The 23,051-nt window shown below is 72.0% G+C and carries 23 protein-coding genes and 1 riboswitch; of the genes, 11 read left to right on the plus strand and 12 right to left on the minus strand.

The window, feature by feature from the left end; all coding sequences use genetic code 11:
* Positions 1 to 29: 29 nt before the first annotated feature.
* Entirely contained in the window at positions 30 to 1,016 is a 987-nt protein-coding gene (locus MTF69_RS31060) for a glucosyl-3-phosphoglycerate synthase (protein ID WP_243339594.1), read from the minus strand.
* 198 nt (positions 1,017 to 1,214) lie between these two features.
* A riboswitch (SAM riboswitch) is annotated at positions 1,215 to 1,373 on the plus strand.
* A 17-nt stretch (positions 1,374 to 1,390) separates the two neighbouring features.
* On the opposite strand from MTF69_RS31060, the gene thrC reads away from it, so the two are divergent.
* From thrC to groL, 4 genes are all read left to right on the plus strand, one after another.
* The gene (gene thrC / locus MTF69_RS31065) at positions 1,391 to 2,701 is read left to right on the plus strand and encodes a threonine synthase (protein WP_243339541.1); all 1,311 of its coding nucleotides are present in this window, start codon (positions 1,391 to 1,393) and stop codon (positions 2,699 to 2,701) included.
* A 36-nt stretch (positions 2,702 to 2,737) separates the two neighbouring features.
* Positions 2,738 to 3,016: a MoaD/ThiS family protein gene (locus MTF69_RS31070; RefSeq protein WP_243339542.1), complete on the plus strand. Its 279-nt coding sequence runs from the start codon at positions 2,738 to 2,740 to the stop codon at positions 3,014 to 3,016.
* A gap of 393 nt (positions 3,017 to 3,409) precedes the next feature.
* Entirely contained in the window at positions 3,410 to 3,616 is a 207-nt protein-coding gene (locus MTF69_RS31075; protein ID WP_008743607.1) for a cold-shock protein, read from the plus strand.
* Positions 3,617 to 3,985: 369 nt separating this feature from the next.
* Complete coding sequence (gene groL, locus MTF69_RS31080; protein WP_243339544.1) at positions 3,986 to 5,608, plus strand: chaperonin GroEL; 1,623 nt, start codon at positions 3,986 to 3,988, stop codon at positions 5,606 to 5,608.
* Between the two features lie 106 nt (positions 5,609 to 5,714).
* Here the strand turns inward: groL and MTF69_RS31085 are convergent, their stop codons facing one another.
* Positions 5,715 to 6,305 (minus strand): Uma2 family endonuclease, encoded by a 591-nt coding sequence (locus tag MTF69_RS31085; RefSeq protein ID WP_243339545.1) that lies wholly within the window; start codon positions 6,303 to 6,305, stop codon positions 5,715 to 5,717.
* A 123-nt stretch (positions 6,306 to 6,428) separates the two neighbouring features.
* Between MTF69_RS31085 and MTF69_RS31090 the strand changes: the two genes are divergently transcribed.
* The gene (locus tag MTF69_RS31090) at positions 6,429 to 7,046 is read left to right on the plus strand and encodes a phosphoribosylanthranilate isomerase (RefSeq protein ID WP_243339547.1); all 618 of its coding nucleotides are present in this window, start codon (positions 6,429 to 6,431) and stop codon (positions 7,044 to 7,046) included.
* Between the two features lie 783 nt (positions 7,047 to 7,829).
* Complete coding sequence (locus MTF69_RS31095) at positions 7,830 to 8,462, plus strand: hypothetical protein (protein ID WP_243339548.1); 633 nt, start codon at positions 7,830 to 7,832, stop codon at positions 8,460 to 8,462.
* Between the two features lie 12 nt (positions 8,463 to 8,474).
* Here MTF69_RS31095 and MTF69_RS31100 read toward each other — a convergent pair whose 3' ends face one another.
* The gene (locus tag MTF69_RS31100) at positions 8,475 to 9,059 is read right to left on the minus strand and encodes a TetR/AcrR family transcriptional regulator (protein WP_308401477.1); all 585 of its coding nucleotides are present in this window, start codon (positions 9,057 to 9,059) and stop codon (positions 8,475 to 8,477) included.
* 96 nt (positions 9,060 to 9,155) lie between these two features.
* Here MTF69_RS31100 and MTF69_RS31105 point away from each other — a divergent pair, with 96 nt between their 5' ends.
* The 3 genes from MTF69_RS31105 to MTF69_RS31115 all read left to right on the plus strand — a co-directional run bounded on the left by MTF69_RS31105 (position 9,156) and on the right by MTF69_RS31115 (position 12,518).
* Entirely contained in the window at positions 9,156 to 9,977 is an 822-nt protein-coding gene (locus tag MTF69_RS31105; RefSeq protein WP_243339549.1) for an SDR family oxidoreductase, read from the plus strand.
* A 101-nt stretch (positions 9,978 to 10,078) separates the two neighbouring features.
* On the plus strand, positions 10,079 to 10,951 hold the full coding sequence (locus MTF69_RS31110) for a haloalkane dehalogenase (RefSeq protein WP_243339550.1): 873 nt from the start codon (positions 10,079 to 10,081) through the stop codon (positions 10,949 to 10,951).
* A gap of 106 nt (positions 10,952 to 11,057) precedes the next feature.
* A complete protein-coding gene (locus MTF69_RS31115; RefSeq protein ID WP_243339552.1) occupies positions 11,058 to 12,518 on the plus strand; it encodes a sodium:alanine symporter family protein in 1,461 nt (486 codons plus the stop codon).
* Positions 12,519 to 12,563: 45 nt separating this feature from the next.
* Here MTF69_RS31115 and MTF69_RS31120 read toward each other — a convergent pair whose 3' ends face one another.
* The 3 genes from MTF69_RS31120 to MTF69_RS31130 form a co-directional block, all read right to left on the minus strand.
* Positions 12,564 to 13,154: a hypothetical protein gene (locus MTF69_RS31120; RefSeq protein WP_243339553.1), complete on the minus strand. Its 591-nt coding sequence runs from the start codon at positions 13,152 to 13,154 to the stop codon at positions 12,564 to 12,566.
* Complete coding sequence (locus MTF69_RS31125; RefSeq protein ID WP_243339554.1) at positions 13,151 to 13,528, minus strand: PadR family transcriptional regulator; 378 nt, start codon at positions 13,526 to 13,528, stop codon at positions 13,151 to 13,153. Before MTF69_RS31125 ends, MTF69_RS31120 begins: the two co-directional genes overlap by 4 nt.
* A gap of 84 nt (positions 13,529 to 13,612) precedes the next feature.
* Complete coding sequence (locus tag MTF69_RS31130) at positions 13,613 to 13,972, minus strand: protease inhibitor I9 family protein (protein ID WP_243339555.1); 360 nt, start codon at positions 13,970 to 13,972, stop codon at positions 13,613 to 13,615.
* A 400-nt stretch (positions 13,973 to 14,372) separates the two neighbouring features.
* Between MTF69_RS31130 and MTF69_RS31135 the strand changes: the two genes are divergently transcribed.
* Positions 14,373 to 15,560 (plus strand): S8 family peptidase, encoded by a 1,188-nt coding sequence (locus MTF69_RS31135; protein ID WP_243339596.1) that lies wholly within the window; start codon positions 14,373 to 14,375, stop codon positions 15,558 to 15,560.
* Between the two features lie 27 nt (positions 15,561 to 15,587).
* On the opposite strand, the gene MTF69_RS31140 is transcribed toward MTF69_RS31135, so the two are convergent.
* Genes MTF69_RS31140 through MTF69_RS31165 form a run of 6 tightly spaced genes read right to left on the minus strand, consistent with a single transcriptional unit; the run spans position 15,588 to position 21,433 of the window.
* Complete coding sequence (locus MTF69_RS31140; protein ID WP_243339556.1) at positions 15,588 to 16,592, minus strand: pyridoxal-phosphate dependent enzyme; 1,005 nt, start codon at positions 16,590 to 16,592, stop codon at positions 15,588 to 15,590.
* Positions 16,513 to 17,643, minus strand: a complete 1,131-nt coding sequence (locus tag MTF69_RS43525; RefSeq protein ID WP_243339557.1) for a GHMP kinase — start codon at positions 17,641 to 17,643, stop codon at positions 16,513 to 16,515. The genes MTF69_RS31140 and MTF69_RS43525 overlap by 80 nt, the downstream gene beginning before the upstream one ends.
* On the minus strand, positions 17,640 to 18,479 hold the full coding sequence (locus MTF69_RS31150) for a Rossmann-like domain-containing protein (RefSeq protein WP_243339597.1): 840 nt from the start codon (positions 18,477 to 18,479) through the stop codon (positions 17,640 to 17,642). Before MTF69_RS31150 ends, MTF69_RS43525 begins: the two co-directional genes overlap by 4 nt.
* Before the next feature lie 47 nt (positions 18,480 to 18,526).
* Entirely contained in the window at positions 18,527 to 19,357 is an 831-nt protein-coding gene (locus tag MTF69_RS31155) for an ABC transporter ATP-binding protein (RefSeq protein WP_243339558.1), read from the minus strand.
* Positions 19,354 to 20,415 (minus strand): iron ABC transporter permease, encoded by a 1,062-nt coding sequence (locus tag MTF69_RS31160; protein WP_243339559.1) that lies wholly within the window; start codon positions 20,413 to 20,415, stop codon positions 19,354 to 19,356. Before MTF69_RS31160 ends, MTF69_RS31155 begins: the two co-directional genes overlap by 4 nt.
* Entirely contained in the window at positions 20,405 to 21,433 is a 1,029-nt protein-coding gene (locus MTF69_RS31165) for an ABC transporter substrate-binding protein (protein ID WP_243339560.1), read from the minus strand. The genes MTF69_RS31160 and MTF69_RS31165 overlap by 11 nt, the downstream gene beginning before the upstream one ends.
* A gap of 185 nt (positions 21,434 to 21,618) precedes the next feature.
* On the opposite strand from MTF69_RS31165, the gene MTF69_RS31170 reads away from it, so the two are divergent.
* Positions 21,619 to 22,947 (plus strand): MFS transporter, encoded by a 1,329-nt coding sequence (locus MTF69_RS31170; protein WP_243339561.1) that lies wholly within the window; start codon positions 21,619 to 21,621, stop codon positions 22,945 to 22,947.
* The last annotated feature ends 104 nt before the right edge of the window (positions 22,948 to 23,051 follow it).

The raw sequence follows: 23,051 nt of genomic DNA on the forward strand, positions 1-23,051 counted from the left end.
AATTAGACCAATAGGGATGAATGGGGACGTTACGCCACGCGACGGTGCGCGTACTCTTCGATGTCGAGCATCGGCGGCCGCTCCTCGGTGTCCACGGCGTAGGTGTGCGGTACGAACCCCTCCGGGCCGCGCTCGAACTGCGTCAGCTCGGGGCGTACGAGGTGCCCGCGCGAGAGCCTCACCTGCGCCGTGCGGTAGATCGCGGCGGCCATCCGCCCCAGTGCCTGGCCGTCCTGGTGGCGGTGCAGCCGTACGCCCACGTCCACCTGGGCCAGCGCGTCCAGCCCGGCCGTGTGCAGCGCGTCCACCAGCAGGCCCAGCTCGACCCCGTAGCCCACGGGGAACGGCAGCCGCTCCAGCAGCTCGCGGCGTACGGCGTACTCGCCGCCGAGCGGCTGGACGAAGCCGGCCAGCTGCGGCCAGTGGAGGTTGAGCAGGGGGCGGGCCACCAGCTCCGTGACCCGGCCGCCCTGGCCGTGGGCCTTGGCGGAGGCCAGGGCGGCCGGGTCGCCGAACTCCTGGCCGAAGGGGCGGTCGTACATCGCCTTGACGAACCGCACGTCCGGATCGGTCAGCAGCGGGCCGACGATCCCCGAGACGAAGGCGGCCGAGAAATCGCGCAGGTCGGCGTCCACGAAGCAGACGATGTCACCGGTGGTGACCAGCAGCGACCGCCACAGCACCTCGCCCTTGCCGGGCAGCGCCGGGATCCGCGGCAGGACCTCGTCGCGGTGCACCACCCGGGCCCCGGCCTTGGCCGCGACCTCCGCGGTGCGGTCCGTGGAGCCCGAGTCGATCACGACGAGCTCGTCCACCAGGGGCACGGGCAGGCCCTCGATCAGATCGCGCCGGATCACCTCGACGATCTCGCCGACCGTCGCCTCCTCGTTCAGCGCCGGCAGCACCACGCTCACCGTGGTCCCCGCCGCCCGCTTGGCCGAAAGCAGCTGGCCGAGCGGTCGGTCGGCGGCTGACCAGGAGCGGTCTGCCAACCAGCGCTCCACCTCTTCCAGCACCTTCAACACTCCCTGGTTCATCACTGGGTTCTTCACTGGTTTGGACCGAAATGTGATCCATCTCGCGGTTCGGACGGCTGTCTCAACCACCCGGGCCTTCGGTTACAGTCTTGAACAACGCGAAGGTCCACCGCATGCCGGGGGTCCCCGCGTACAAACGCACCGGCGCGCCACAGAGCGCGTGTGCCGGTGCCATACCGCTCATCCAGAGGGGCAGAGGGACACGGCCCGTTGAAGCCCCGGCAACCCTCCAGTCGGTTCTCGCGATCGCGCATTCCAGCGCCGCCAGCGAGGTCCCCGGCTAGGGAAGGTGCCAATTCCGTCTCATGGCGAAGTGCGCCATGGGGAAGATGAGGAGAAAGGGCCTCGCCATCATGGCTGCACAGTCTGTCGCAACCTCTGCCGAAACCGTTGAAAACATCGCTTCCGGCGCCTCTGTCGATCTCGGTCCCGCCACCGGCCTTTCCTGTCGTGAGTGCGGTACCCGCTTCGAGCTCGGCCCGATCTTCGCCTGCGCCGAGTGCTTCGGCCCGCTCGAAGTCGCCTACGAGCTGCCCCTGGGCGACCCGGAAGCCCTGCGCGCCGCCATCGAGGCCGGCCCGAACAACATCTGGCGCTACGCGCCGCTGCTGCCCGTCCCGGCGGACGTGGCCTCCAAGCCGAGCCTGAACCCCGGCTTCACCAAGCTCGTGGACGCGGCCAACCTGGCCAAGGAGCTCGGCGTCACCGGCAAGCTGTACGTCAAGGACGACTCCGGCAACCCGACGCACTCCTTCAAGGACCGCGTCGTGGCCATCGCCGTCGAGGCCGCCCGCGCCTTCGGCTTCACCACCCTCTCCTGCTCCTCCACCGGCAACCTGGCCGGCGCCGTCGGCGCCGCGGCCGCCCGCGCCGGCTTCCGCTCCTGCGTGTTCATCCCGCACGACCTGGAGCAGGGCAAGGTCGTCATGGCCGGTGTCTACGGTGGCGACCTCGTCGGCATCGAGGGCAACTACGACGACGTCAACCGCTTCTGCTCCGAGCTCATCGGCGACCCGCTGGGCGAGGGCTGGGGCTTCGTCAACGTCAACCTGCGCCCGTACTACGGCGAGGGTTCCAAGACCCTGGCGTACGAGATCTGCGAGCAGCTCGGCTGGCAGCTGCCCGACCAGATCGTCATCCCGATCGCGTCCGGCTCGCAGCTCACGAAGATCGACAAGGGCCTGCAGGAGCTGATCAAGCTCGGCCTCGTCGAGGACAAGCCGTACAAGATCTTCGGCGCCCAGGCCGAGGGCTGCTCGCCCGTCTCGACCGCCTTCAAGGCCGGTCACGAGGTGGTCCGCCCGCAGAAGCCGAACACCATCGCCAAGTCGCTGGCCATCGGCAACCCGGCGGACGGCCCGTACGTCCTGGACATCGCGCGCCGCACCGGCGGCTTCGTCGAGGACGTCAACGACGAGCAGGTCGTCGAGGCCATCAAGATCCTCGCCCAGACCGAGGGCATCTTCGCCGAGACCGCGGGCGGCGTGACCGTCGGCGTGACGAAGAAGCTCATCGAGAACGGGCAGCTCGACCCCGCGCTGACCACCGTGATCCTGAACACCGGTGACGGCCTCAAGACCCTGGAGGCGGTGGCCGCGGACAGCGGCCAGACCGCCACGATCCGCCCCAGCCTGGACGCGTTCCGCGCCGCCAACCTGGCCTGATCTCTCTCCCCTGCACACCGGAAAGGCAGTAGCGCCATGAGCGTCAACGTCCGCATCCCCACCATCCTGCGCACCTACACCGGCGGCCAGGCCGAGGTCTCCGCCGAGGGCGCGACCCTCGAAGAGGTCATCCAGTCCCTGGAGGCGAGCCACCCCGGCATCGCCGCGCGCGTCCTGGACGACCAGGGCAAGCTGCGCCGCTTCGTCAACGTCTACGTCAACGACGACGACGTGCGCTTCGAGGGCGGGCTGCAGACGTCCACCCCGAACGGCGCGGGCATCTCGATCATCCCGGCCGTCGCGGGCGGCTGCTGAGCGGCCAACGGCTCGTAGAAACTGAATTGCCCCCTCCGTTGCCAAACGGAGGGGGCAATTCTGCTTGGTTGGGCGCGGTAGAGTTGGGGAAGTCCCCTCCGCTGTTCTTGCCCGCCGCATATGAGCGGGCCGCGAGAGGGTTGACATTGAGTCAACATGCAAGTGCGCTATGGGTCGTTGGCGTGGTTTGTCCGGCCCGAGTTGCCCAGGAATATTCCGGGTTTTCACCCTATTTCAATCTTTTGCCGTGTCCAGAATTCTCGTCGGAATGACCTGTTGCAGACAGCAGCGGTGCGGATACATTCAGCCCCGGTCGAGGCGTTCCGGCGCAAGTTCTGACCCGGGACCGCGAAGTGCGGTCCTGCGCAAGGGCCAGTAATAGGGGAGTTAGGCATGGCTCAGGGCACCGTCAAGTGGTTCAACGCGGAGAAGGGCTACGGCTTCATCGCGGTCGACGGTGGTGCGGATGTGTTCGTCCACTACAGCGCCATCCAGATGGACGGGTACCGCACCCTTGAAGAGGGTCAGCGGGTCGAGTTCGAGATCTCGCAGGGCCAGAAGGGTCCGCAGGCGGACATGGTCAAGCTCGCCGCCGGCTAATCCGACCGCGATCGACCACCGACACGTACGGGGCCACGCACAGCGGCCGCGCACGACGGCACAACGGCATGTGTACGAGGGGCCCACATCCTGGACACGGGATGCGGGCCCCTCGTGCGTGGTGGCTCCGGCCCCCTTGTGGCGTCTGGGTGTTCATCCCGGGTTGCCCGAAGCCGCTTGCACTCGGGGGGGTCGAGTGCTAATCATTGGCGTTAGCACTCTCCTGGTGAGAGTGCTACCTATACGAGGACCGGGTCAGTGAGGCCCGCAGGGTCCGGCGGGAAGAAACCGCCGGGCACGCAGGCCGTCCGTCGCGGGCGCGGGCGCGGTCCGGGAGCAATCCACCGCTGTCCGGGAGGACCACTTCAGATGGCCAAGATCATTGCGTTCAACGAGGAGGCCCGGCGCGGTCTCGAGCGAGGCATGAACCAGCTCGCCGACGCCGTCAAGGTCACCCTTGGCCCCAAGGGTCGCAACGTCGTCCTTGAGAAGAAGTGGGGCGCCCCCACGATCACCAACGATGGTGTCTCCATCGCCAAGGAGATCGAGCTCGAGGACCCGTACGAGAAGATCGGCGCCGAGCTGGTCAAGGAAGTCGCCAAGAAGACGGACGACGTCGCCGGCGACGGTACGACCACCGCCACCGTTCTCGCCCAGGCGCTCGTCCGCGAGGGCCTGCGCAACGTGGCCGCCGGTGCGAACCCGATGGCCCTCAAGCGCGGTATCGAGAAGGCCGTCGAGGCCGTCTCCGCCGCCCTGCTGGCGCAGGCCAAGGATGTCGAGACCAAGGAGCAGATCGCTTCGACGGCCTCCATCTCCGCCGCCGACACCCAGATCGGCGAGCTCATCGCCGAGGCCATGGACAAGGTCGGCAAGGAAGGCGTCATCACGGTCGAGGAGTCGCAGACCTTCGGCCTGGAGCTCGAGCTCACCGAGGGCATGCGCTTCGACAAGGGCTACATCTCGGCGTACTTCGCCACCGACATGGAGCGCATGGAGTCGTCCCTCGACGACCCGTACATCCTGATCGTCAACTCCAAGATCGGCTCGGTCAAGGACCTGCTGCCGCTCCTGGAGAAGGTCATGCAGTCCGGCAAGCCGCTGCTGATCATCGCCGAGGACGTCGAGGGCGAGGCGCTCTCCACCCTCGTCGTCAACAAGATCCGCGGCACCTTCAAGTCCGTCGCTGTCAAGGCTCCGGGCTTCGGTGACCGTCGCAAGGCCATGCTCGGCGACATCGCCATCCTCACGGGCGGCACGGTCATCTCCGAGGAGGTCGGCCTCAAGCTCGAGAACGCCGGTCTCGACCTGCTCGGCCGCGCCCGCAAGGTCGTCATCACCAAGGACGAGACGACCATCGTCGACGGCTCCGGTGACAGCGACCAGGTCCAGGGCCGCGTCAACCAGATCCGCGCCGAGATCGAGAACTCCGACTCGGACTACGACCGCGAGAAGCTGCAGGAGCGCCTGGCGAAGCTCGCCGGCGGTGTTGCGGTCATCAAGGCCGGAGCCGCGACCGAGGTCGAGCTCAAGGAGCGCAAGCACCGCATCGAGGACGCCGTTCGCAACGCGAAGGCGGCCGTCGAAGAGGGCATCGTCGCCGGTGGCGGCGTGGCCCTGCTGCAGGCCTCCTCGGTCTTCGACAAGCTCGAGCTCACCGGCGACGAGGCGACCGGCGCCAACGCCGTCAAGCTCGCGCTGGAGGCCCCGCTCAAGCAGATCGCCGTCAACGGTGGTCTCGAGGGTGGCGTCGTCGTGGAGAAGGTCCGCAACCTGCAGATCGGTTGGGGCCTGAACGCCGCGACCGGCGAGTACGTCGACATGATCGCCGAGGGCATCATCGACCCGGCGAAGGTCACCCGCTCTGCCCTGCAGAACGCGGCGTCGATCGCGGCCCTCTTCCTCACCACCGAGGCCGTCATCGCCGACAAGCCCGAGAAGGCCGGCGCCGCTGGCGGCGGCGGCATGCCGGGCGGCGACATGGACTTCTGATCCACCCCCGGGCTCCGGCCCGAAGGTAGATCGGCTGTTCTTCACGTACCGAGGGCGGCACCCTCTCCTGACGGAGGGGGTGCCGCCCTCGGGCGTTTGCGCGGCCCTAGAAGCCGGTGGTGTCGATGGCGAAGTCGAAGGGCTCCGGGACGTGCAGGGGCTCACCGAAGGAGACCGTCTTGCGGGAGCGGTATCCGTGCGGGGAGGGGTCCCAGAAGCAGGTGATCTCCGAGCCCTGCATGTCGACGACCAGGTAGACGGGGACGAGCAGGCCGTACACGTCCAGCTTTTCGTTCCAGTCGGCGTCCTTGGTGGAGACGGACGTGAACTCTCCGACCAGCGACAGCGCCGCTCCGTCCGCGTGCAGCCCCTCTTCGTCGAAGGCCGCTTCGTCCGCGACGTACAGGTCAGGCCCGTAGCCACGCTCCGCCGCCGCGAACCGGAAGAGGAAGGGTGAGGTGTCGGCGAAGTGCCCCTTGGGGACGTGTGCCTGGAGCTGCTCGCGCAGGAGACGCATGCGACGGGAGTAGCGCAGCTTGGAGAACGGCGACACGATGATCTTCCCCCGGATGAGCTCGGCCTTGAAGCCGACTGGCGTGTTCATCTCCGCAACCGTTTGCAGGAGGTTCTCGAACGTCGCCGTCGCCGACAGCGTGTCTATGGGTGTGGCCCGCTCGGTCATGATCGTCACCGTCATCCTCCGGATGGCGTGCTGTGCCCCTGAATGTGTGCCTCGTCCCAGGCTAGCGGCGGGCAGACCGCCGTGCCCGGCCTATGGGACGGACTGCCCCAGCCCCCCGACCTTTGGTTGACTGCAGACATGACTGATGTGTTCGTCAAGATCTGCGGGCTCAGGACCGCGCACGACGTCGAGGTCGCCGTGGCGGCCGGGGCCGATGCCGTCGGGTTCGTCTTCGCGCCCGGCAGCCCGCGTACCGTCGACGCCGCGACCGCGCGGGAGCTCGCCGGGCACGTGCCGGACGGGGTGCTCACCGTGGGGGTGTTCCGGGGGCAGTCCGTCGAGTCGGTGCGCCGGTTCACCGAGGAGAGCGGCGTACGGGGCGTGCAGCTGCACGGCGAGGAGGGCCCGGAGGACTTCGCGGCGCTGCGCGCGCAGGGCCGCACCCTGCTGCGGGCCACGGCGCGGCAGGTGGAGCGCTGCGGGGAGTACGGCGAGGACCTGCTGCTCCTCGACGCCCCGGACCCCGGCTCCGGCAAGCCGTGGAACTGGGGCTCGCCGGAGTTCACCGCCCCCGCGGGCCGCTGGCTGCTGGCGGGCGGGCTGACACCGGCCAACGTGGCGGAGGCACTCACGGTCACCGGCGCCTGGGGCGTGGACGTCTCCAGCGGCGTGGAGAGCGAACGCGGGGTGAAGTCCCCGGACCTCATCCGCGCCTTCATCACGGCCGCCCGCGCCACCGTCCCCCGCCGGGGCTGAGAACCCAGCCTGGCCGGCGTCGGAGGCACGGGTCCGGGGCTTTCGCCGTCCGGCGCTCGAGGATCGGGGTCCGGGGCCTTCAGCCGTGCGGCGCCGGAAGATCGGGGTCCGGGGCTTTCAGCTGTGCGGCGCCCGAGGATCGGGGTGTGGGGTTCTCTGCCGTGCGGTGTCCGAGGGGCGGGGTGCGGGGCATTTCAGCCGTGCGGCGTTCGAGGCGTGGGGTCTGGGGCATTTCAGCCGTCCGGCGTTTGAGGACCGGGGTCTGGGGCGGAGCCCCAGGGGTCCGGGCGCAGCCCGGGACCCTTCCAACCCGCACGGCGCTTGAGGACCAGGTTCCGGGCGCAGCCCGGGACTTTTCCAGCCCGTCCGGCGTTTGAGGACCGGGGTCCGGGCAGCGCCCGGGGAACGGTGGAAGGGCGGGTAGGGGACTTCGCCCCCGCAGGGCCGCCCCGCCCGCTGCGGCAGACCGCGCCGGGCGGCCGGGGCCTACGGGCGGCCCGGGCGCACGCCTCGGCCGCGCCGCACACGCCGGCCGCGCCGCACACGCCGGCCGCGCCGCACACGCCGGCCGCGCCGCACACGCCGGCCGCGCCGATTGGGCCGGCGGGGCCGGTTGGACCGGCGCGGCCGGGCGCCGACGCGCGCCACGCCCCGGGCCCGGGGGCCGGGCGTGTGGATCAGATGCGCCGTCCGGCCGTTCGCCGCCGGTGTCTCCGGGGATCGGCCCGCCGGGGATGGTCAGCTGTCCGACGGTCAATCGCCCCCAGCGAAAGGTGGTACCCGGTGAAACGCGCCCGTTTCCTCGCCGCGCTCGTCCCGTCCCTGCTCATGGCCGCACTCGGCGCCACCGCGCTGACCGCGCCCGCCGCGGCCGCGCCCCTGCCGAAGCCGAAGTACCCGGTCCCGCACTGCTTCGGCAACGACGGCACCGACCTCAACGAGTTCTACGGAGTGAAGGAGCGGATCGTCGGTCCGCCCACCTGCCGCGAGATCTACGCCAAGGAGAAGTGGGTCCGGGTCGCGCCGGGCTGGAGCACGGCGCCCAGCGCCGCGGTGGCCGTCTATCCGGCCGGCTACACGCCGTCCGAGCCCGACCCGATCGACGACTTCAACTCCAAGTTCGTCAGCGCCACGTACGTCCTCGACATCGGCACGCCGCAGGAGAAGCGCCACACGTTCAAGAAGAAGCAGGTCCTGCGGACCGGCTTCATCGCCCCCGACGGCCTTCCGTACTCGGCCGCCGTCTCGCCGTCGTTCAAGGCGCCGGACCTCGGCCCGCACACGCACACCATCCTCTTCACCCTCAAGGACGAGCACTGCGACGGCCTCGGGTCGGACCGGGAGGCCGACTGCCTGCCCGCGGGCACCTTCCCGTACACGGGCGACACCGCCATCACGGTGGTCCCGGCGCCGTAGTCCGGCCGCCGGCTAGGCCAGCGAGTCGATCCAGCGCTCCAGACGGCGCCCTTCCGAGGCCATCAGCTCCGGGTCGCGGAAAGTGTTCGTGAGCAGGGAGATGCCCTGGTAGGAGGCGATCAGGGCGACCGCGAGCTCGCGCGCGTCGGTGGTCCGGCCCAATGCGAGGAACTGCTGCTCGGCCCAGTCGAGCAGCACCCGGATGACCTTGGCGAGGGTCTGGTCGAGGCCGTCGTCGCGCTTGTCGAGCTCGGAGGCGAGCGAGCCGGTGGGGCAGCCGTAGCGGGCGGTGAGGTCGCGCTGGCCGACCCAGCCGGCGAGGAGGGCCTTCAGCCGGTCCTGCGGGGCGGGGAGCGCGTCCAGGGCGCTGATCATGTCCGCGAGGGCCTGTGCGTGGGCGCCGATGGCCGCTTCGACCAGTTGGTCCTTGGTCTTGAAGTAGTAGTAGACGTTGCCGACGGGGACGTCGGCCGCGCGCGCGATGTCGGCGATCGTCGTCTTCTCCATGCCCTGCTCGTGCAGGACCTGGGCCGCGGCCGCGGCGAGGCGTTCGCGCTTGCTGCTGCCGCCCCCGCGCTTCGTACCTGAGTAAGTCACCTGACTAAGTGTAGACGGGCGCCGCCCCCGGGGGCTATGGTCGCCCCAGGAGTTAGTCAGTCAACTAACTCACTTCACGGGTGGGAGCTTCCTTTCATGTTCGTCATCACGGGTGCGACCGGAAACGTCGGCAGCGAGCTCGTACGGATCCTCGCGGCAGCGGGAGAGCCGGTCACGGCCGTCTCCCGCCGGGCGCCGCAGGAGCCCCTGCCCGAAGGCGTCCGCCACCACCGGGCCGACCTCGCCGATCCGCAGAGCCTGCGGCCCGCCCTCGCCGGGGCCGGGGCCCTGTTCCTGCTGGTCGCGGGCGAGGACCCGCGGGCGGTCCTCGAAACGGCCGCGGGGGCCGGCGTACGCAGGGTCGTGCTGCTGTCCTCGCAGGGGGTCGGGACCCGGCCCGAGCAGTACGGGCACCCGGCCGCCTTCGAGGAGGCCGTCCGCCGGTCGGGCCTGGAGTGGACGGTGCTGCGCTCGGGCGGGCTCGACTCCAACGCCTTCGCCTGGGCCGAGTCGATCCGTACGCACCGCACGGCCGCCGCGCCCTTCGGGGACGTCGGGCTGCCGACGGTCGATCCGGCGGACGTCGCCGAGGTCGCGGCGGCGGTACTGCGGGGCTCCGGGCACGCGGGGAACACGTACGACCTGACCGGCCCGGCGCCGGTCACCCCCCGTGAGCGGGCCGAGGCGATCGCGGGCGCGATCGGCGAGCCGGTGCGGTTCGTGGAGCAGAGCCCCGAGGAGGCCCGGGCGCAGATGCTCACCTTCATGCCCGAGCCGGCGGTGCAGGGCACCCTGGCGATCCTGGGCGCGCCGGTCGCCGCCGAACGGGCCGTCAGCCCGGCCGTCGAGCAGATCCTGGGCCGGGCCCCGCGCCCCTTCGCCGCCTGGGCGGACCGCTCGGCGGCGGCCTTCCGCTGACCGGCCTCGGTCCGGTCCCGGCCGGGTCCCGGCCCGGTCCCGCACCGGCAGACGTCTCCCTTCCCTTCCCTTCCCTTCCCTTCTCCGCAGGAGCAGCAGCCATGCCCGTACAGCCCGTACTCGACTCGACGATCCACTACCGGGAAGCCGGTGCGCCCGAGGGCGTCCCCGTGGTCTTCCTGCACGGGAACCCCACCTCCTCCCACCTCTGGCGGGAGGTGCTCCCCGCCGTCGGCGGTCGGGCCCGGCTGCTCGCGCCGGACCTGATCGGGATGGGGGACTCGGGCAAGCCCGCCATCGGCTACACCTTCGCCGACCACGCCCGCTACCTCGACGCCTGGTTCGACGCGCTCGGGCTGGAGGAGGCGGTGCTCGTCGGGCACGACTGGGGCGGCGCGCTCGCCTTCGACCGGGCCGCCCGGCATCCGGGGCGGGTACGCGGGATCGCGTTCACCGAAACCATCGTCAAGCCGATGAGCTGGGAGGAGTTCCCGGAGGGCGGCCGCGAGCTGTTCCGGGCGATCAAGACGCCGGGGGTGGGGGAGGCCATGCTCCTCGACGCGAACGGGTTCATCGAGGGGCTGTCCGGCAGTGGCGTCCGCCCGATGGACCCGCGCGACCTGGACGTGTACCGGGCCCCGTACCCGACCCGGGAGAGCCGGCGCCCGCTGCTCCAGTGGGCCCGGTCGATGCCGCTGGGCGGGGAACCTGCCGAGGTGGTCGCCCGCGTGGCGGCGTACGGGGACTGGCTCGCGGGGAGCCCCGGGATACCCAAGCTGCTGCTGACCTTCGCCCCGGGGCCCGGGGCGATGACGGGACCGGAGACCGTCGACTGGTGCGTGGCGAACATCGCGGGCCTGGAACTCGCCCGGCACGACGGGGTGTCCGCCGGGCACCACACCCCCGAGGACCATCCGCTGCTGGTCGCGGCGGCGGTACGGGACTGGGCGGGGCGGCACGGGCTGTGGGGGTGAGGCGGTCCGGACGAGGCGAAGGACGCCCAGCGCGGGCCTTCGGACCCCCCGGCGGCGGACGTAGGTCCCTGTCGGTGGGCCTTCCGCCCCGGGGAGACTTCGCATCATGGACACTCTGGATTCGGTGATCGTCAACGTCAACGATCACCTCTGGACCTACCTGCTGATTCCGCTGGTGGTCGGTGCGGGCCTGTACTTCACGGTCCGCTCCCGGGGTGTGCAGCTGCGCCTGCTGCCCGAGATGTTCCGGGTGGTGAAGGAGAAGACCCCGCCGCGCGCCGACGGCCGCAAGCAGGTCTCGTCGTTCGGCGCCTTCACGATCTCCGCCGCCGCGCGCGTCGGTACCGGCAACATCGCCGGTGTCGCCGCCGCCATCACGCTGGGCGGCGCGGGCGCCGTCTTCTGGATGTGGATGATGGCGCTGATCGGCGCGGCCTCCGCCTTCGTGGAATCGGCCCTCGCCCAGCTCTACAAGGTGCGCAACGCGGGCGGTGCCTACCGGGGCGGCCCGGCCTACTACATGCAGCGGGCGCTCGGTAAACGCTGGCTCGGGGTGCTCTTCGCGGTGACGATCACCGTCACCTTCGGCTTCGTCTTCAACGCCGTGCAGGCCAACACCATCACCGCCGTGGCCTCGGGCTCCCTCGCGGACGCGGACGGGTCGAACTGGTTCGGCCCCTCGCTCGGCGTGCTGCTGGCCGCCCTGCTGGGCCTGGCCGTCTTCGGCGGGGTCAAGCGGATCTCGGCCGTCACCACCGTCCTGGTCCCGGTGATGGCGATCGTCTACCTGCTGCTCGGCGCGGCGGTGGTCCTCCTCAACATCACCGAGTTCCCCCGGGTCATCGCGGACATCGTCGGCGGCGCCTTCGGCTTCCGCGAGCTGGCGGCCGGCGGCATCGGCGCGGCCATCCAGCAGGGCATCCGGCGCGGCATGTTCTCCAACGAGGCGGGCCTGGGCTCGGCCCCGAACGCGGGCGCGGCCGCCGAGGTCTCGCACCCGGTCAAGCAGGGCCTCGTACAGTCCCTGGGCGTCTTCTTCGACACCCTCCTCGTGTGCACGATGACGGCCTTCATCGTCCTCGTCACCAACCCGGAGCTGTCGGGCCGCCAGGGCGCGGACCTGACGCAGACGGCGCTGAGCGACACGCTGGGCGGGTGGGCCGGCCACCTCCTGACGGTGGTGGTCTTCATGCTCGCCTTCAGCAGCATGATCGGGAACTACTACTACGGCGAGACCAACATCCAGTTCATCACCCGCAAGCGGTGGGTCCTGCCGGGATACCGGGTGCTGGTCCTGTCGGCGGTCGTCCTGGGCTCGCTCGGCTCGGTGTCGGTCGTCTGGAACCTGGCGGACGTGTTCATGGGCCTCATGGCCCTGATCAACCTCGCCGCGATCATCCCGCTGTCGGCCATCGCCTTCCGCCTCCTGGACGACTACCTCGCCCAGCGCCGGGCGGGCCTGGAGCCGGTCTTCACCCGCGACCGCATGCCGGACCTGAAGGGCGTCCAGTGCTGGGACCCGGTCCGCACGACGGTCCCGTCGGCGCAGGCGCCGGAACGGGTTTAGCCCGGCCGCCGGACCCGCCACTCGATCGTGGGACGGGGAACCCCGTCACCGGCCCGGAAGGCCAACGGCGACCTCGTCGTCGGCGGGGCCGCTCTTCTTGGCCCGCGCGTCGGCGACGGCGTACGGCAGCCCGGGCAGCAGCAGGAACGGCGCCGCCCACAACGGCAGCGTGAACAGCACCCCGTCACCGGCCAACAGGCTCGTGAGTATCCCGGCGGGCAGGGCGGTGGCGAGGCCGAGCGCCCAGCCCGCACGCATGCCCAGGCTGCCCCGCCGCAGCTCCCAGGTGACCGTGGCCACACCGAGGACCACCCAGAAGGCCAGGTAGTCGGGGGTCACGGCGAGCTTCGTGGTCCAGTGGCGCAGGTAGGAGATCAGCAGGACGCAGCCGATCGCGAGACAGGCCAGGGACGCGGTGCGCAGCACCCGGCGGGAGAGTGGGGCGCGTGCCCGCGCCCATGTCGCGGCGAAACTGCGGACGTCCCGTCCGACGACGTCCTGTCCCGTACGGCCGGCGGCCTGCGCATCCTCCAAGTGGGCGGAGAGCTCGTCGAGCATCTCCCGTACGGACGTGTCGTCGATCCCCCGGTACTCCCAGTTGCTGCGGCAGACCGCGAGTATCTGTGCGTTCGTCATGGTGTGGTTCCCCCCGTGGGTTCCGTGGCGGTCAGGATGCGGCCCGCCTGCCCGGCGAAGGCGAGCCAGTCGGCCCGGCCGCCGCTCAGTTCGGCGTGCCCCGCCTCGGTCAGGCGGTAGTACTTGCGCGGGGCTCCGCCGCTCGAGGAGGGGGCGCGGTAGGAGGAGATGAGTCCCGCCCGCTCCATCCGGGCGAGCAGCGGATAGATGCTGCCGTCGCTGACCAGCTCCAGCCCGCCGGCGGCGAGCGCCTCGGCGAACTCGAAGCCATATCTGGGCCGTTCGGCGATCAACGCCAGGATGCACAGGTCGAGCACTCCGCGCAGGAGCTGACTGCGTCGTTGGTCACCGGCCGCAGGCACTTCCTTTGTCATGCGGTACAAGGTAGTCAGGAAGTACCTTGCACCACAAGAGACTTGGAGTCACTCCATCCGGGCCTTTCCCGCACTGAGTCAGGGCTAGACCGCCGGACCGGAGACTGCGACCGGGCCGTCCGGCTCGACCGAGGTCACGACCGCCGTCGACCGCAGGGCCTCGACCTGGTCGGGGGAGAGGCGGGCGCTGAAGCCGTTCAGGGCGTGGCGGTAGACGTGGACCGGGGTGATCCCGTAGGCGTCCGCGACGGCGGCCGGGTCGAGGCCGCGGTGCACGGTGACGATGTACGCCGGCCACTCGGCCGGGGCCGCCGCGTGGGACGCGGGAGCGGGGCCGGTGGCCGGGGCCGTGGCGTGGGCGGGCAGGGCGGGCAGGGCGGCCATGGCGGTCAGTGCGAGGGCGGCGAGGGCCGTCGGCAGGGTCCAGCTCGGTCGGGTGCGCATGACGGTGAGGCCACCACGTACGGCCGTCGCGGTCAACGACCCCCGGCGGCGCGGCGGACCCGGGTGGGGGTGAAGCGCGAGTGCGCCCTCGCCGGATGCGTGCGGTGCCTTCCGTACGGGTGAACCTGTGCGGTGGCACCGTACGGCGGCGCGGGCGTCCGCGCGGGCGTCCGCGCAGGTGAGGAGGGTCGGGGCGGCGACGGGACGGAATCCTTTCTTCAGTCGGTACGAAGACAAGCCCGGGCGGCTCGCGGGCGCGGGCCGAGGGGCGCAACGGTCCGGTCAAGGCAAGCCGCCGGCCCGCCGATGAAGGGGAGGGCCGCACCCGCAGACGCGTTCCGCGCCGCACGGGGCGGCTCTCGCATGCCGATCGCCACCCTTCAGGAGCCCCGACATGTCCCTGCGCCTGCTCGCCCGTGCCGCCACCGCCGCCCTGCTCGCCGTCACCCCGGTGGCAGTCGGTTCCGCGTCCGCCGACGCCGCGCCCGAGCCCACCCCGGTGCCGCTGACCATCTCGGCCAACGCCATCCCCGGCCAGTACATCGTGACGCTGGAGCCGGGCTACGACCCGGCCAAGGTGGCGGAGCGGCTGGGCCTCAAGCCGAAGTTCCTCTACACCAAGGCCATGAACGGCTTCGCCGTCCCCATGACCAAGCTCCAGCTGGAGATCGCCCGCGTCAGCCTGGGCGTGAAGTCGGTGGAGGCGGACGCGAAGGTCTCCGCCCCGTCGGGGGTGCCGGCGACGGCCACCGCCCTGCGCGGGCCGTCCGCGTCCTGGGGCCTGGACCGGATCGACCAGAAGGCGCTGCCGCTCGACAACACCTACACCACCCAGGGCAACGGCGCCGGGGTGACCGCGTACGTCCTCGACACGGGCATCGACTACAAGCACGACGAGTTCGGCGGCCGCGCCACCTTCGGCTTCGACGCGATCAAGGACGGCCGCGACGGCCAGGACTGCAACGGCCACGGCACGCACGTCGCGGGCACGGTCGCCGGCAAGACGTACGGGGTGGCGCGCAAGGCGAACGTGGTCAGCGTCCGCGTCCTCAACTGCGAGGGCACGGGCGACTTCTCCGGGATCATCGCGGGCCTGGACTGGGTGGCCAAGAACGCCAAGCAGCCCGCGGTCCTCAACGGCTCCCTGGGCGGGGACAGGTCCGAGGTGCTGAACGCGGCGGCGGACGCCGTGACGGACGCGGGCGTACTGCCGGTCTTCGCGGCGGGCAACTCCTCGAAGGACGCCTGCCTCGTCTCGCCCGCGTCGGCGGGGAAGGTGCTGACGGTCGCCGCGACCAACCGGTACGACGAGGAGACCAGCTTCTCCAACTTCGGTACGTGCGTGAGCCTGTACGCGCCCGGAGAAGCGATCGTCTCCGCCAAGCTGGGCGGCGGCAGCGTGGCCGAGAACGGTACGTCCATGGCCGCACCGCACGTCACCGGCGTGGCCGTCCTCTACAAGCAGGCGAACCCGGCCGCGACGCCGCAGGACATCGTCGAGTACCTGAGGGACGAGTCCACGAAGGACGTGCTGACGAGCATCAGCAAGGGCACCCCGAACGAGCTGCTGTTCACCAACGGCCTCTGACCACCGCGGACGCGAGGGCCGCGGCGCTCACGCGGCGGCGCGGTTCCAGCGCATCCGCGACCACGGCAGGGCCAGCTCGCTCCGGTCCGCCACCTCGCGCGGGGCGAGGTCCGTGATCGGCGCGGCCTCGCGGTGCCTCGCGTAGACGGTGTCGACGTAGCGGTGGCCGGTGTCGGGGGCGATGAAGAGGACCGTGCGGTGGGGTGAGCGCTCGCGCTCGTGGCGGGCGGCGAGGTAGCCGGCGCCGGTCGACAGGCCGGCGAAGACCGCGTGCCGGCGCAGCAGGTCGACGCTGCCGGCGAGGGCCGCGTCGAAGGAGATCCAGTGCAGGGTGTCGTACAGCTCGTGCGAGACGTTCCCGAACGGGATGGAGCTGCCGATCCCCGCGATGATCATCTCGGTGTCGTTGACGTGCTCGGAGCCGAAGGTGACGCTGCCGTACGGCTGGACGCCGACGAGTTCGACATCGGCCGCGTGGGGGGAGTCCTCGCGGAGGTAGCGGGTGAGGGCGCCGGTGGACGCGCCCGAGCCGACCCCGCCCACGACGGTGAGCCCGTCCGCCGTGCCGGTGGCCTCCCGGATGCGGTCGGCGATCGAGCGGTAGCCGAGGTAGTGGACGTCGTCGTGGTACTGGCGCATCCAGTGATACCCGGGGTGTTCGGCGAGGATCTCGTGGATCCGCTCGACGCGCCGCTTCTGGTCGAGCTTCAGGTCGCTGCACGGCTCCATCTGCTCCAGCGTCGCCCCGAGGACGGCCAGTTGGGTCCGCAGCGTGTGGTCCACCGTGGCCGAGCCGACGATGTGGCAGCGCAGGCCGTACCGGTGGCAGGTCAGGGCCAGGGCGTACGCGTAGATGCCGCTGGAGCTGTCCAGCAGGGTGTCCCCGCGGCGTACGACTCCGGTGTCGAGCAGGTGGCGTACCGCCGCGAGGGCGGAGACCACCTTCATCGTTTCAAAGCGCAGGCAGACGAGCCGGTCGTCGAGGCGTATCAGGTCGGGCCGGCCGATCGACTCCGTGATGTGCTGGTCCATGGTCCGGGATCTCCTTGGGGGGTGTGCTGCCGGTGCCGGTGAAGGTCGTGAAGGTGCGGGTGGCGGGGATGCCGTGGGCGGCCAGGGCGTGCAGGCAGCCGCCGACGCGGCGGCGCAGCCCGGGGGCGGCCGGATCGAAGAGCACGCCCGCCACCGCGCCGCTGTGCGCGATCTGCACGCCGACCGCCCCGACCCGGCGCGCGATGGCGGCAAGTGCATCGAACTCCGGGTGTCCCAGCACCTGTTGGCCGCGCCGCGCGCTGGCGGTGGCCACCGCGCCGAGCAGCTCGGTGCTACCGGTGGCCACGGCCCGGCGCAGCAGCGCGCGCAGCCGCTCGCAGGCCCGTACGTCGCTCTCGTCCACGTCGGCCACGTCGGGCACCGGCAGGGACAGGGTGTCGACGGGCGCGCCCCCGCCGAGGGCGCAGCCCACCACGACCAGCGGCGGGAGGGCCGGGCCGAGGTCCTCCAGGACCCGGCCCTCCCGCTGGGCGAACAGCACCGGGCGGCCGCTCAGCATCAGCGGATCGGAGGCCAGTTCGGCGCGTACGGCCAGCGCGGCGACCGTCGAGGGCTCCAGCCGCAGCCCGTACGAGTCCGCGACCGCGCGCACGGCTGCGATCACGTCGCTGCTGGAACTGCCCATGCCCAGGCCCACCGGTATCGCGCCGCTGAGCCGCAACTCCCCGCCGCAGGGCGGCTGTCCGGTCCGCCGCGCGCACTCCGTGACCGCGAGGGCCGCGGCTCGCGCCGCCTTCGTGCGGTCGGCGGGCGCGACGGTGAGGGTCCCGGGCGGCGCGCCGGCCCGGCGGACGAAGGCGGCGCTGCTGCCGGGGCCCGCCATGGGGAGGGTGACCAGTCCGGCGCACCGGCGCCCGGCTCCGTCGAGGAAGACGCCCTGGAGGATCTCGCCGTGGTGGCAGGGGGCCTGCCCGGTGCCGGTGGGGAGGTTTCCGGCACGGGGCGCGGCCGGGCGGGCGGCGGCGCCGGGAGTGCGGGGAGCGCGGGGAGTGCCGGGAGCGCGGGGAGCGCGGGGAGCGCGGGGGATCACGCGCCGTCCGCCGTCCGGTAGCGGTACAGGACCGTCTCCTCGGCGCTGAACTGGGAGAAGGGGAACGGCTCCGCGGACAGGGCGGTCACGCCGGAGCCGAGGAAGGCGCGGGCGACGGCGCTGCCGGTCTGCGCGTAGACGACCAGCGGGATGCCCCGGGAGCGGCAGCGCTCCAGGATGGTGTCGAAGGAGCCGTTGCTCAGGGTCATTCCGGTGGCGACGACGGCCTGCGCACGCTCCAGGACCTCGTGCATGTCGTCGGTGACCGGGTCGCCCCACTGGGTGGCCCTGAGGTTGAGGTCGCACGGCAGGGGCCGGCCGCCGCGCTCGCGGATCGCCGCCACCAGCGGGTTGACGACGCCGATGAGCCCGACCTCGGCGCCCTCCTCGATGTCCAGCAGTCCCGCGATGGCCGCGTCGCGGGCCTCGGCGCGCATCTCCGGGGTGCCTGTGGGGAGGGTGATGGGCTCGGCGTCGCCCTGCTCGGCCGCCACGCGGTGCGGGCGGATCTCGGAGAGGTAGGCGTCGAGGGCGGCGATCCGCAGCGGTCGGGGGGCCTCGCGCAGGAGGAGGTCGAGCGGGGTCCCGGAGGAGTCGCGGCAGACCGAGGGGTCGATCTCGCCGGCTTCGAAGGCGCAGCCTCCGAAGGAGCCGCCGAGGCGGACCAGGACGTACTGGTTGAGGTAGGTGGTGTCGCCGCCGGCCAGGCGGGTGCCGTGGTGGATCCAGAACACGCTGGTCGCGACGAGTGAGGAGGGCAGCGGGCCGTGCTCGCCGGCCAGTACGGCGTCGACGAGCGCGTCGACGGAGGGGGTGGCGGTGGTGGTCGGGGTCATGGGGTTCACGGGGTTCATGGGGGTCATGTGGTTCATGGGGTTCCTCTTCACATGGCGGGTTGGGGTGTCGGCGGCGTTGTGCGCGTGCCGAGCGGTCCGCGGTAGCTGACCTGCGGGTGTCCGAGGGCGTCGGTGGTGAGTTCGGCGTCCACCTCGAAGACCTCGGCGAGCCGCTGCGCCGTGAGGACGGCGGCGGGCGGGCCGGAGGCGATCAGGCGGCCGTGGTGCAGGAGCAGCAGGCGGTCGCAGTACCGGGCGGCGAGGGACAGGTCGTGCAGTGCGACCAGGACCGTCCGGCCGGTGCCGGACAGCAGCTCCATCAGTTCGAGCTGGTGTCGGACGTCGAGGTGGTTGGTGGGCTCGTCGAGCAGGAGCCCGGACGGCTGCTGGGCCAGCGCGCGGGCGATGTGGGTGCGTTGGCGCTCGCCGCCCGACAGTGCCTTCCAGGGGCGTCCGGCGAGCGCGGTGAGTCCTACGCGTTCCAGCGCGGCGGCGACCACCGCCCGGTCGGTGGCGTCCGGCCCGCGCCAGCGGTCGCGGAACGGGGTCCGCCCCAGGCCGACGATGTCGGCGACCGGCAGATCGCCGTCCGCGCCCGCGTCCTGTGCGACGTAGGCGACGTGCCGGGCGATCCTGCGCGCGCTCCAGTCGCGTACGGACTCCCCGTCGTACCGGACGGCGCCCGCGGCGGGGGCCCGCAGGCCGGCCAGGCAGCGCAGCAGCGAGGACTTGCCCGAGCCGTTGGGGCCGAGCAGCCCGACGGTCTCGCCGCAGGCGATGTCGGCGCTGACGTCCCGTACGACCGGAGTGCCAGGGGTGCCCCTGGTGCCCCCCACCGACCAGCTCACGGCTTCGGCGGTGATCCTCACAGCTCTCACAGCTCACCCCGTTTGCGCAGGACCAGGAGGAAGATCGGTACGCCGAGCAGCGCGGTGATCACGCCGACGGGAACCTCGCGCGGTCCGAAGGCGATCCGTGCCAGCGCGTCCGTCCACACCAGGAACACCGCGCCGGCCAGCGCCGTGTACGGCAGCAGCACCCGGTGCAGCGGCCCGACGAGGAACCGCACCCCGTGGGGCACGATCAGCCCGACGAAGCCGATGGCGCCGACGGTGGCCACCGCCACCGCGGTCAGCACGGCCGTGACCACGAGCAGCAGCATCCGTGTGCGCCGTACGTCGATCCCGAGGGAGGCGGCGGTGTCGGTGCCGAAGGCGAGCCCGTCGAGGGCGTTCGAGCAGAGCCAGGCCGCCGCCAGCCCGAGCGGGGCGACGACGGCGCAGACCGCGACCGTGTCCCAGCGGGCCGGTGCCATCGAGCCCAGGAGCCAGTGGGTGACGGCCCGCGTGGTGTCCGCGTCCGCCGAGGCCATCAGGACGAGCGAGGTCAGCGCGGTGAAGAGCTGCCCGATGACCACGCCGGTGAGGACGATGCGTACGGAGTCCAGCCCGGTGCGCCGCAGGAGCAGCAGGAGCAGCCCGAAGGAGAGCAGTGCGCCGGCGAGGGCTCCGCCGGTGACGCCGAGGGTGTTCGCGCCGATCCCGAGGACGACCACGGTGACGGCTCCCGCGGAGGCGCCCGAGGAGACGCCGAGCAGGTAGGGGTCGGCGAGGGCGTTGCGGGTGACCGCCTGGAGCACCGCGCCGCACACGGCGAGCGAGGCGCCGACGAGGGCGGCCATCAGCACGCGCGGCAGCCGCAGGTCCCAGACGAGCGAGTCCAGCAGCGGGGGCAACGGCGTGACGTCCAGGCCGAGTCGGAGGCCGAAGACGCGGGCGAGGCCGCTCCACCCCACGTCGGCGGCGCCGATCCGCACGGCCGCCGCCACCGAGGCGGTCAGGACGGCCACGGCGAGGAGGAAGAGTCCCGCCCCGGCCACGGCGGACCGGGGAGCAGCCGGCCCCGGCCCGCTCAGGACGACCGGATCAGCGGACATATCCGAGGTCCTTCATGCCGGCCGCCAGCAGGCCGAGGGCGTGTACGGAGCGCACCGAGGGGTCCAGTTCGATGCCGGGCACTTCGAGGATCCTGCCGTCGCGGACCGCGGCGAGCTTCGACACGACCGGGTGCCCGGTCATGGTGGCGCGCTTCTCGGCGGCGCTGTCTCCGGGCCGGCCGCGCTCGGACAGGTCGCCGATCACGATGAAGTCGGGGTCGCGCTTGGCGACTTCCTCCCAGGAGACCTCCGGCCAGTCCTCGTCGACGTCGTCGAAGGCGTTCTTCGCGCCGACGATCCGGCTCATCTCGCTGGGCAGGCCGCTCTTGCCCGCCACGTACGGCATGCCGTTGAAGACGGAGTAGAGGTAGACCACGGTGGGCCGGTCGGCGCCCCCGGGAACCTTGGCCGCGTTCTCCCCGGCCTTGGCGACGGCGGTGCGCTGGTCGGCGGCGAGCTTGGCGGCCCGCTCTTCGGCGCCGAAGACCTTGCTGAGGTTCTCGTAGTCGGAGAAGAGGAGCTCGAAGGGGGTCCGGCCGGCCGGGTTCCGTTCGGGGCAGTCCACGGCGCTGACGAAGGTCGGGACCTTGAGGGCTTCCAGCTCCTCGCGGGTGCCGGCCCGGTCCTTGGTGAAGAGGTCCGCGGAGCCACCGACGACGAAGTCGGGGGTCGCGGCGCGCAGTTGTTCGCCGGTCGCGATCTTCGGGGCGATGACCGGGATCTTGGCGTACGCGGCCTCGTACGCGGCGGGGATCTTCGTCTTGAGGTTGGCGGTGCCCGCCATCGAGTCCTGGAGCCCGAGTTCGAGGAGGGTCTCGGTCGAGGTCTGGTCCAGGGCGACGGCCCGCTTCGGCGGTGCGGCGAAGGTCGCCTGGCGGCCGCAGCTCGTGAGGGAGGACGCCTGGGCGGTGGGGGCGGGCTTGGCGTCCGCCTTGGAACCGCCGCCCGCGGGTGCGGAGCAGGCCGCGGTGGCGAGGGCGATGGTGAGGGCGATGCCGAGGCGAGCGGGGTGGCGCATGGGTTCTCCGGTCTGGGCAGGGCGGGTGGGGGCGGGTGGGGTGAGGGCGCGGGTGGTCCGTGGGCGTTGTCGTGCACCGGGCAAGACCACCACGTTCGAAGGGTACTGTAATGGTATTCATTTTCATTAAGGAACCCGGGGCGGTTCTCCGAGCCGCCACCCCACCCCCGAGGAGCAACCACACCGTGGCGACCACGCCCGCGCCTCCGGCGCCCAAGTCCGTTGATCCGCCCGCGCGTTCGATCCTTCTCGACGTCCCGTTCCTGCGCCTGTGGGCGGGGACCACCGCCTCGGGACTCGCGACCTGGGCCCTGCCCTTCGTCCTCGGGCTCGCCGTACTCCACCGCGACCTGAGCGCCGCCGGCCTCGGCCTGGTCCTCGCCGCGCGCACGGTCGGATTCCTCGCCGCCGTCACCGTCGGCGGCGTCCTCGCCGACCGGCACTCCCGCCGCGTGGTCGTCCTCTGGTCGGCCCTCGCGGCAGCGGTCGCCGCACCCCTCCTCGCCGCCGGACTGGGCCGCTCGCTCCTGCTGATGACGGCCGCCGCCGCCCTCGCCGGCGCCGGACAGGGCGCCTGCCGCCCGGCGTTCCAGGCGCTCACCGCCGAGACCGTCGACCCCGGGCGGCGCCAACAGGCCAATGCCGCCATGACCATGGCCGTACGCGGTTCCACGCTCGCGGGACCCGCCCTGACCGCACTGCTCGCGGCCTTCCTCGACGTCTGGACCCTGCTGCTCGGCATCGGCCTGCTCTGGCTGGTCGCCGCGCTCGTCCCGGGCAGGGGCGCGGGCGCCGTCACCGGCACCGGCACCGGCACGGACCCGGCCACCGCCACGGACCCGGCCGCGACCGCGACCGAAGCCGAGGCCGCCGGGCCCGCGCCGCGCGCGAGTTTCCGTACCGAGTTCCTGGAGGGCGTACAGGAGGCCCGGCGCCACCCCTGGTTCCTCGCCGGGCTGGCCGCCCTCGTCGCGGTGATCGCCCTCGGCTACTCCGCGACCAGCGTCGCCCTGCCCCTGATCAGCCGGGACCGCTACGACAGCGAATGGGTGCTGGCCGCGGCCATGACCGCGTACATAGTGGGCGCGCTCGGCGGAGCCCTGGTCATCGCCCGCCTGCGGCCGCGCTCACAGGGCTGGGCCGCCTTCGCGGGTCTGGCGGCGTACGGATTCGCCCCGCTGAGCCTGATGTTCCCCGTGCACCCGGGGGTGGTCGTCGCCGCTTACGCCGTCGCCGGGATCGGGATCGAACTGTTCAACGTGCCCTGGTTCACCGCCACTCAGCGCGAGGTCGCCCCGGACCGGCTGGCCCGCGTCTCCTCGCTGGACTTCCTCGTCTCCTACGGCCTGGCCCCGGTCGGCCTCGCCCTGATCGCCCCGGCCATCGAAGCCTTCGGCGTCACGGCCGTCCTCGGCGCCTGCGCCGCCGCGTGCTTCCTCGTACCGGCGGCGGCGGCCCTGGAGCCGACGTCCCGTCACTTCGCGCGGACGACGCCGGCGGTGGACCGGACGTAGGACCGGACCCGGGGGCCTGGGCGCCTCCGGGCGCTTGGACCGTTGGGCCCGTTGGGTCGTTGGGTCGTTGGGCCGTGGCGGTGGCCGTTCCCGGCCGTTCGGGG

The sequence above is a fragment of the Streptomyces sp. AP-93 genome (assembly GCF_022808175.1).
GTDB lineage: Bacteria > Actinomycetota > Actinomycetes > Streptomycetales > Streptomycetaceae > Streptomyces.